Below are 9,181 nucleotides of genomic sequence, written 5' to 3' on the forward strand. Positions count from 1 at the left end.
GCATTCATCACGGCGGTAATCATGCCCAGAGCGCAGCCGCTGTGACGGAGTTGCCTAAACGGTCGCCGGCGTGAAAAACCGCTCTTGCTCGCCGTTTGCACTGACAAACATATTTCGATGTAGGTCAGTGTTTCAAGCGTAGGGTAGGGGCGCCTGCCTGGTAAAGATCTGTGCGCCGACGCGGAAGGTTGAACAGAAAACGAATACGTCGACGGTGTAACTTGCCTGTGCTAACAATACCCGATGAGTGGGTAACTTATTCACTGATTCCATATAGGATATAAAGCCTGTATTTTTGAAGCCCCATCGGAGACCAAATATTGCAGCCGATAGACCTTCAGAAGTATCGCATCAACTGGATTTCAACGTAATCATCATCCCTGATCTGATGAAGAGGGTCTTCTTCATCCACATTGGTAAACAGTCGCATCTCCAAACCAAGAACCCAATGCTCGTTCAAGCGCCTTGAGGCTTCCACGTTGGCGAAGATGGAGTTGGAGTTTGCATCGACGGTGCCCCCTGCCAGAATGCGGGTATTGTGGATATCGTTATCGGAAAACCTCACCCCAAAAAAGATATCGTCCTGCAGTACCGTGGCAGCGCTATCACCGCGTTCGTCGTAGTTGTACTCCAGCAACCAACCCAGATCTACCGCACTTCCCGCTACTCCGAATTGTGTGAACTCAAAACCGCCAACATAAGCGTAATAGTCATCGACATTATTCTGATTGTAGATCGCCTCCAGCTTCCAAAGCCATGCGCCTTTCGTAACCTGAACGTCGATACTGGTCTGGTCGATCTGCACATAGAGTGGACTCAGACTCGAGCCAGAGTCGCCGAGTATCAGCAGCGGTTCACGGCTTGTTCCACTAAAATGCGCGATGCCGATATCCCAGTCACCAAAATAGTGGGACCAGCGAAGGGCGAAATCGACATGGTGCTCCTCGCTGCCGGATTCGTAAATGACATCATCGGCGTCAATCAATGGTTCACTGCGCAGGCGGCCATCCTTTCCCGGGAATGTACGTTCCCTGAAGTAGGGCAACAGGTAAGCCTGCCAAGTGCCCCAGTCATTCAGGTAGTCAAGGTTGAGCATGGGTTGCCCCAGCTTGTCCTCCCGATCGATATTTTCCACCAGGTCCGTCTGATTGATGATATCGACTAGATGTTGCGACTCCGCCACCCCCCAGAAGACAGTGTCGATCCCTGCTTTGAAGACAAATTGTTCGGCGTCCATGCGCCAGAACAGTTCACGTATATCAGCATGTGTACGCTCGTCATCGTTGGCATCAATGCGTAAAAAAGGGGTGAACGCGAAGGTCTGAGCTCTATCATCCCAGTTCCGATAGTATTCAGGCTGGAATGCGAACGACAGGCTCCGCTCATCCTGGGCCGAATAGGCCGGACTGTGCAGAAACAGTTGGCTATCCAGGCTCGCGTAGCCGGTCCACTCACTGGACGCACTATCGGTAAATGAGCTGACTGAGGCGTCTGCCGCTGCATCGACAAATTGCCCATAGGCAAGCAACGGAATCAGTATCAGGGATGGCAAGTCGATGCTGCGCACTTGATGCCTCATCAAAATGAGTTTCCTATTATCTAATGCGTGACAGTGCACTGCGGTTGAAATCACTGTCGGTCAGGCCGGTACGGAAACGGTAATCCTCGAATATCAGGGTGGTGCCCTTTCCATTCTGGTGATTTTTCATGATCATTTTTGCCGGACGCCAGTACTGATCCAGGTACTGTGTGTAACCTGTCAGAGTCATGGTCTTCAGAAGCTCGCCCTTGCGATCATAATAATCCACGCGTCTGAGCCGGTATTCACTTTGATCCAACCAGGTTACCTGGCGGGTATAGCCGGATTTTGGGTCTACAGGAACGCGCTCAACCACAAAGCTGGGTTCACCCTCAACGGGCTCATCCCGCAGGTAAGTGTAGGTATATTTCTCAACTTCCTGCGAGGACAGGTCCTCATAAGCAAACTCGCTGCCCATAAAAGGCCCCGATTTATCTGCGGACGATATTCGCTTTACACGCTTGAGCGCCGGTAGATAGAGCCACTGGTCATCGCTGCCGACTTTGTGGGTAAAAGTCAGTATGGCTGTACCATTGAGATCCCGTGGTTTATCAAACACCATGACACTCTTGTCACCGTCGCCCTCGACTTCCAGCGTCAATTGGCGCATTTCCCGACGGATTTCCTCGACCCCCGAAAGGTTCAGAAGCATGGTGAAGCTGACCGTCGTATCCTCGAAGCCACTATCGCGCTGGTCTGCTTCCAGTGCGATGGCCAAACCTCGCTCAACCGCAGACTTATTCGCAGCGGGCTCCTGCGAAACAGCTGGCCCAGAAAATATGGCCACGCCGATAACTACGAATAGTGACCGGTAAAAGCCGCTTTGACTGCTCCGTTTTACGTTCATATACATCTCCCTATTCGGGCCCATCGATGATAGCCGTTTTCGAGGCCTTGGGTAGCAGCCAGCGATCAGCCTTGATCAATACAGTCGGCAGAAACAACAAATCCAGAACGATGGCTACGAGGATAGTCATAGTCACCAACAGGCCCGATGTGGAATTTACCGAAAAATCAGACTGCACTAGCGCCATGAACCCGATAGCCAGGACAATCGAGGTGGACAGCAGAGCACTGCCCACTGCAGTAAAGGCGTATCTGATCGCTTCTTCCGCGTCCAGATTTCGTGCTTGCCTAGCCTCGAGATATTTCACGAGGAAGTGAGTTGTGTCATCCACAATAATACCCAGGGTCAAGCTGAATACCACTGAGGCGGCTATGTTCACCTCACCAACCATCGCCCCCCAAATACCGAGGCTAACGAAAGCGGGAAACAAGTTAGGTATGCAACTCACCAGCCCGAACCGTATCGAGCGGAATGCAATAATCAGGCAGAACGAGACAAACAGGATCGCCGCCAGGGATCCGAGCAGCATACTGTTGATGTTACGCAGACCTACATTAGCAAAACTGATAGATTGACCCGCCGCATGGGCCGCTATTCCGGGCACATTATCCTGCATCCATCGCCTGCCCCGAGACTCGAAGGCGATAAGGCCTTGCGACTGCTGGTTTTTTAGTGTCGCCGCCACCTTGAGGGATGATTTATCCGCGCTCATCTGATGAGTCACATCCTGACCGTAAGGAACGGAGATCTCATATAGCAGAGCATACTGTGCAGCTAATTCCCTGCTATCCGGAAGTTTGTACCACTCCAGAGCCTCATTATGCATCACCTGGTTCAGCCGCTTCAGTGTGTCGGTAAATGATTCCACATTGACCACTTCGGGTTGCGCCCTGAGCCACGAGACAAAAGTATCAATATCGGCAAGGAACCCGGGATCGACCACTCCCTGATCCTCCCCGCTATCAAACGAGTAGTACAGGGACTGAGTTCCCGAGAGTTTGTTCTCAACGACGTCAATGGCTTGCGATAGAGGAACGGAGTCAGAGAAATAGCCCGTAGGGTCGTCGTTGAGCTCGATACGCGGAATAAAACTCACTATCAGGGCAATGAATAACAAAGAACTCCAGAATATGCGGGTGTTGTGCCGAATCACCCAGTTGGCCAAACCATCCAGCGGTATTCCGGTTGTCACTCCCCCCGACTTTCTGAAAGGCAGTATTAGCACCAGCCCGGGAAGAATGGTGACCGTCACCCAGAGCGCGCCCAAGACACCCACAGCGGATATGGTGCCGAGTTCACGAAACGGGGGGGATTCACTGAAATTCATGCTGAGAAAGCCCAGCGCCGTGGTGATGCTGGTGAGCAAAATGGGATAAAGCGTATGATCCAGCGCGCCCCTTAAAGCATCCGTTTTCTCCTGACCCTTCCTCAGACGCGTCAAGAATACGCTCAGCAGATGAATGCAGTCCGCAACGGCCAGAGTCATGATGATTGTCGGCGCTGAAACGTTGACACTGTTAAGACTGATACCAGCCCAGCCAGCAAAGCCCATGCCGCACAGGATGCTAAGAAATATCGTTACCACAGTACAGATCGATGCCATCACGGACCGCATTAACAGGGCAATAATGACCAATACCAGTACAAAAAGCGCCGGCATGAGAGTGACCGCGTCGCGGGCAGCGACTTCAGCAAGAGTCTGCTCGGTCAAGGCCCACCCGGCCAGGTGAATTTTAATGGCGGGATTTCCATTTTCGACTTGAGTCGCTAGAGCCCTTGCATATTTCACGGCCGTATCAATAGCGGCCTCTTGTCCCTCTTCTGGCAGATTTAGGGTGACATTGACCGCGGCAACCTGGCTGCCATCCGCCAGCAGCCGCCCGATCAGGGCCTGTTGTGACGAGGCGATGCCCTTAATGCGCCGACGCTCTTGCGGTGTCAGCGAATCCGCATCATCCACCAGTCTGTCGATCACTATGTCGTCGCCGTCCACCTCTGGATAAAGAAAGTTGGTGATGGAGTCAACGCGCCTCGAGTGGGGCATCTGCCATGAATTTTCGGTAATTGCCTGAACAGATGACAGATTACTGGCTTCAAATATGTCGCCACCCTGGGTGTCTATGACGAAGAGTACGTTGTCCTCACGACCGTAGGTTCGCTTTAACTCGCGATCAGCGAGCATGCTTGGGTCTTCATCGCTGAAAAAGACATCAATGCCCGATTCGACAGTCAATTGACTACCGCCAAACCCGATACCCAGGATCAACACAAGGCTGACCAGCATTACACGGTAGGGATAGCGGACGAGCGCTGTGATCAAGCGATCCTTGAACAGCATAGCAAGCCTCATAAGAAAGATTCGATGGGAATCAGGCGACCGAGTCCCACTTTGAACTTCATTGTAGTGGCTCAATGAACGCAGTCACCGATTTTAGTGATCGATATCGCCAAATTGATGCTGGACACGCCTGGCGCTGATTGCCTTCGCCAGGCGCAGTGACAAGACAAGTCCCATGCCGGAAGCGAGCAGGGATGCATGACTTGCCTCTTTGCGAACACCCACGAACAGAGCCGTCTCCAGACAGAGACACTCTAACCTATTGTTTTTATTGCTTTTTATTTATAATCAGAACCTAGCGTCGCCTTTTGATGACATTTCATCAACAAAACTCCGGATAGTTCCTCTTTACAATGTCTCGATAATATATAAGTAATTGATTATTAATATAAATAATTAATAGGCATGCTTATTGCTTTATGAAACAAAATTCAAGTATCTGTTACTCAGTTTGATCATACCCAGACGTATCTGTGAGTAGGTTATTAACGATTGTTAAAGGGACTATTAGATGTCGATTCGCTTTGAGTTCACCAAAGACCCGAATTTGCTTGCCCAGTACTATCAGATCCGTGAGGCCTGCTTTCGCCAACAACTGGGCATCAACTCATTTGATGGCTCTGAAGATCTAGATGATCGAGCGGGACATATACTTATCGCTCGGGACGGGAATCGCTGCGTCGGAGGGGCGAGAATATCCGGAACCACCCCCCTTAACCCGGTTCGGTTACCCATGGAGTGCGATAATTTTGTTCTCAAAGAGCACTTTCCCGAGCTAGCGCAACAGGACATATCCTATTGCCAGTGGACACGGCTGGCGCTATTGCCAGAATGCAGAACAACCGAGATACTGCGTGCGCAATGCCTGGCGTTGATCGAGGGAAGTGCCGAATTAAATTACAGCTTCGCGTTTAATGTCGCAGGCGCCATCCGCGCACGTCTCTACCGGCGCCTGCATACCAACCTCGGCTATGACTACGAGATTTGTAATCACATCAGCATTCCTGCCGAAGATGGATTTAACAACCTGGAACACCTGCTTTCCGTTGCCGCCATCAAACCTGAAACCAATACTCTGGCGTGCTTCGACAGCCCCAAATTTATACAACGTGCAGCCTAGCAGGCTCCACCGTCAGAGCGTGGGAAGAATGTATGGTCTCATGGGGTGGAGTACCGCACCAGCCCATCGTATTTTACAGGGAGGCCTTCTTTTCACGCCCAGAACACCCGATACGACCCAGACAGATGTAAAATACTGCTGTTAGGCGTATCCATTCATGAGCTGGACTGCTGTTCCGCCAACTCGTTGGATATGGCATCGAACATTTCCCTAACCGGAGGGATCATATTCGACAACAACATCTCCGGAGAGATACAGTAGGGAGCTCTAAGGCCATGATAATCGATCGGTTCTCCCGCCTGCTGAAACTGAATGCCTACCCTGGATAGCCCCTTGGCTAGTTTGGGCTCCATCATCACCACCACATAGTGGTACTTGTTCAGCACACAAAGCGACCCTGCTGCCAAATACAAGCCTATAGCGATATAGGGAAAATTCGTAGCCTTACCGGATAAATCCGACCGCGCCCCTTCGAAAATAAACGGCTTGCCCCTCTCGCCAGAACGGCGTCGGAACTGAGGGGAAACGGCCAACCGTGAAACTTCACCGAAAGTGCCACGCTCCTGAGCATCCAAATCAAAAAGAACAGGATCAAAGGCATGCCTGCAATATTTTTCCAATGGTAGTATCTGTCCCGGTTCCGATACTGAGGTATGCGCGAATCGCACTGTACCGGCAAAAGCCTGAGTACTGTTATGCACAAGCAGCAGATGATCGGAGGTAACATCGAACTCATCCTGCTCCAAACCATCAGGAAATGCGTCCTTGTCCTCGAATCCCAGCTCGTCGCAAAAGACCTCATAGCGAATTTTGAACGCCTCTCGACGTAACTCTTGCGTATCGGCTAAACGAACGCTGAAATATTTTTTGAAATTATTTACGACTTCTTGCATCGGTCCTCCTCCTCCACCGCTGTGCACTACCCATCATGATCAGCTGAACTCACTCTCGCTTAGCGACCCCAAGCCCTTCACTGAACAAGCCTGAGAAAGCACCCGCCAATCCACTTACAGCAAGTTTCAGGTCGAGCCGATGCCTGGAGCTGCAGGCCACTGAGCATTACACAATATTCCATCGAAAGAATTCTCTGCACAATCTAGAAACTCACAATCATCAATAACGATGCATAAAATGAGCCCTTACTATTTCCAGTGTAATTTCAAAGGCTTGAATAACGTAGGTGACACCCACCTCCGAAAAACTGTAAACATTCCTGACAAAAAACCACATCGAAACGGATAAGGCCCTATCGCCGGCGCAGCCACCATCAATGCAGAACCATCAAAAAACTTGTAATAAAGCCTTCAGCGCCGACCCGACCTTCTCTTTTGGCCCTGCTTCAGTAGCCAACTCCAGCACTCTTCCTGAACGGATTGGATGAGCGACTATGATATCAAGCCACGTAAACTCCGCGCTAACACGTCGATCAATCAGCCTCATAAGACTCCTTTTGGCTTGAGTTACTCACCGCCCTGCCCTAAACCTATTAAGCGGTAGCTAGTCATTCTTGTTCTCCTCATACCGACCTGGCGCAATGATTCGGGCAGGGTCAATGGACTCTTTAATCTTGTCGATCATTGCGCTGTAACTCGCTTCAGGTGCAGGTAGCTGCCCCATAGCTCGAGTAGATAAACGGTACGGGTAGTAGCCTTTCGCAATCAACTTCTTGAGCAGTTCGTCATGGCACTGGAGTGCACGATCTTCTTCTTCGGGAATGTCTCGATCGTATGTGATGGAGATTACACTGTCGATACAGCGCTCGGTAAGCAACGTCATCGATATGGCGGGTTCAAACCCGTAATGGAACAAAGTCTCCTCGACAATGCTTTCGATTATTGTGGCGTGCTCGCCGGTCATCGGGGCTATGGGGGCTAACCAGAGCAGCCCACAGCGGTCTCGATTAGGGTCTGCCTGATCCGCAGAGGGAGGCGGTTTTTTTTTACGCCAATAGGCGCTAGGTAGAAAGGCGTTACTGGGAATACCACGTTTAAGATTATAAATCGGGGCGACTAACTCTAAAACCTGATCCAAGTCGACTCCGGTCAACCACTTGTACGGGATCCTAATATATTTACTGAGCTTGAACGTAGTATCATCCAGGAAATTGAGTCTTTTCGATTTAAGATGACTCAAGGCGCGCTTTAATTTCCGACGGGCACTCGCAACTTCGGCACGCGTGCCATAAAGCGCCCCAGATGCATTCCATCCGCCGACATTCATCTCTTTGCTTTTGCGCGTAAGCCAGTCGCGGGGCAATGGAGTGACACCATTGGTTTCACTCCAGGGGTACTGACCAAATGCCGAAATAGCCTTGTCGGTATTGACGATGTGCATGGCGCTCTTAAGCGTGCCATCCAGGCGCAATGGCCTCAATGCCTCAACCAAGGCACCGAGATTGTCCTTGTCGACACTGCAGAAAAAAGCCTGCATGTAATCAGGCTCAGGCATCAACCAGACGGTCATTTGCGTAACAATACCGAAATTGGACTGACTAAAAAGTCCGTCGAGGTAGGGACCAACCCCCCATTGGTAGACTTCGGACGCAGTGGCGCTGGGGTAGCGGGCAAAACCGGTATGGATACAGTCGCCATTGGGTAGCACGACTTCCAGCCCACTTACATTGCGGAAATGGTCGCCGTAACGAGTATGCCCAAACCCCCTTTCCAGGGTGTTTCCCATGATGCTGGTGTCGACTGGCGCGCCGGTAGCATCTATCCACAACCCAGATTTTTCCGCTAAAAGGAAGTCGTATAGTTGTTGCTGAGTAACGCCCGGCTCGAGGGTGACATAGGCCAAGTCCTTATCAAACTTTAGGATGCGGTTCATTGCGCGCAGATCGATCAGAACGCATCCATTTGCCGTCGGTACCGCCGAACCGTATCCAAGGTTTTTGCCCGTGCTAATCGGATAGAGCGGGGTTTCACATTGGGTGGCAATGCGAACAATGTCTTGTACCTGTTCCCGCGTCTGGGGGCGCAGGATCACAGGGATAGTCTGCGATGTTTTGTAGGTAGCCGTTTCGTATTGCGCCAAGGTTTCCCTGTCCAACACAATCTGATCGGAGTTCAGAACTTGCTGCCAGAGCTGAATCGCTTTTTCCAAAGCTGCGGGCATTTCCTGTCTCCGTTTGTCCTACTGAGGCACTACCGTTTGTCACAGTGTAGAAGAACCGCGGGCTCTCTGCTCGTGCAGGAGGCTGTCCGGCAACTCTGAAGCCAAGGTGAAGCGTCTGAATTCGCAGTTTTTGGTGATGATTTGCGCTAAATAGAACCACTATTCACAAGCTACATCCCGGTA

General features: G+C 51.1%; 6 protein-coding genes. 1 reads left to right on the top strand and 5 read right to left on the bottom strand.

Annotation, left to right across the window (positions count from 1 at the left end):
• Positions 1–337: 337 nt before the first annotated feature.
• The 3 genes from MPRO_RS21010 to MPRO_RS21020 all read right to left on the bottom strand — a co-directional run bounded on the left by MPRO_RS21010 (position 338) and on the right by MPRO_RS21020 (position 4,764).
• Entirely contained in the window at positions 338–1,579 is a 1,242-nt protein-coding gene (locus MPRO_RS21010) for a hypothetical protein (protein WP_067297921.1), read from the bottom strand.
• 16 nt (positions 1,580–1,595) lie between these two features.
• Positions 1,596–2,297 carry an outer membrane lipoprotein-sorting protein gene (locus MPRO_RS21015; RefSeq protein WP_245635167.1) on the bottom strand — a complete coding sequence of 234 codons (702 nt, stop codon included), beginning with the start codon at positions 2,295–2,297 and terminating at the stop codon, positions 1,596–1,598.
• Positions 2,298–2,436: 139 nt separating this feature from the next.
• Positions 2,437–4,764: an efflux RND transporter permease subunit gene (locus MPRO_RS21020; protein ID WP_067297927.1), complete on the bottom strand. Its 2,328-nt coding sequence runs from the start codon at positions 4,762–4,764 to the stop codon at positions 2,437–2,439.
• Positions 4,765–5,275: 511 nt separating this feature from the next.
• Between MPRO_RS21020 and MPRO_RS21025 the strand changes: the two genes are divergently transcribed.
• Positions 5,276–5,884: a hypothetical protein gene (locus MPRO_RS21025; protein WP_067297930.1), complete on the top strand. Its 609-nt coding sequence runs from the start codon at positions 5,276–5,278 to the stop codon at positions 5,882–5,884.
• 155 nt (positions 5,885–6,039) lie between these two features.
• Here MPRO_RS21025 and MPRO_RS21030 read toward each other — a convergent pair whose 3' ends face one another.
• Complete coding sequence (locus MPRO_RS21030) at positions 6,040–6,777, bottom strand: PEP-CTERM/exosortase system-associated acyltransferase (RefSeq protein WP_067297933.1); 738 nt, start codon at positions 6,775–6,777, stop codon at positions 6,040–6,042.
• 604 nt (positions 6,778–7,381) lie between these two features.
• Positions 7,382–8,998 carry an FAD-binding oxidoreductase gene (locus MPRO_RS21035; RefSeq protein ID WP_067297936.1) on the bottom strand — a complete coding sequence of 539 codons (1,617 nt, stop codon included), beginning with the start codon at positions 8,996–8,998 and terminating at the stop codon, positions 7,382–7,384.
• Between the last annotated feature and the right edge of the window lie 183 nt (positions 8,999–9,181).

It is taken from the genome of Marinobacterium profundum (assembly GCF_001528745.1).
GTDB lineage: Bacteria > Pseudomonadota > Gammaproteobacteria > Pseudomonadales > Balneatricaceae > Marinobacterium_A > Marinobacterium_A profundum.

Coding starts and splice junctions, on each gene's coding strand:
- MPRO_RS21010 (WP_067297921.1), bottom strand. CDS start 1,579: ATGAGGCATCAAGTGCGCAGCATCGACTTGCCATCCCTGATACTGATT.
- MPRO_RS21030 (WP_067297933.1), bottom strand. CDS start 6,777: ATGCAAGAAGTCGTAAATAATTTCAAAAAATATTTCAGCGTTCGTTTA.
- MPRO_RS21020 (WP_067297927.1), bottom strand. CDS start 4,764: ATGCTGTTCAAGGATCGCTTGATCACAGCGCTCGTCCGCTATCCCTAC.
- MPRO_RS21035 (WP_067297936.1), bottom strand. CDS start 8,998: ATGCCCGCAGCTTTGGAAAAAGCGATTCAGCTCTGGCAGCAAGTTCTG.
- MPRO_RS21025 (WP_067297930.1), top strand. CDS start 5,276: ATGTCGATTCGCTTTGAGTTCACCAAAGACCCGAATTTGCTTGCCCAG.